Origin of the sequence: Kordiimonas laminariae (genome assembly GCF_023008165.1) — a bacterium.
In the GTDB taxonomy this organism is placed as follows: domain Bacteria; phylum Pseudomonadota; class Alphaproteobacteria; order Sphingomonadales; family Kordiimonadaceae; genus Kordiimonas; species Kordiimonas laminariae.
Map to the genome: position 1 here is coordinate 1 of NZ_JAKQZA010000025.1, position 313 is coordinate 313.

The following is a 313-nucleotide window of genomic DNA, read 5'->3' on the forward strand; positions in this document are numbered from 1 at the left end:
GGGTGTAGCTCAGTTGGTTAGAGTATCGGCCTGTCACGCCGAGGGTCGCGGGTTCGAGTCCCGTCACTCGCGCCACTTGCTTCAAAATAAAAGCGTGCCACTTTAGTGTGGTACGCTTTTTTGATTCTTGCGTAACTATTTGTTCTCAAACAAAAAAAATCAAAAAAATGTATTTCTTTGATTGACACGGTGGTCAGGAAATTCTAAACACTGGCTCACAAGCAAAGCGCGGGTGTAGCTCAGTTGGTTAGAGTATCGGCCTGTCACGCCGAGGGTCGCGGGTTCGAGTCCCGTCACTCGCGCCACTTGTTTG

Annotated in this window: 1 tRNA gene; it reads left to right on the forward strand. The window is 49.5% G+C overall.

The features are described from left to right. The first annotated feature begins 228 nt into the window (after positions 1-228). Positions 229-305: transfer RNA gene (locus MF542_RS17520), tRNA-Asp, on the forward strand. Positions 306-313: the final 8 nt, after the last annotated feature.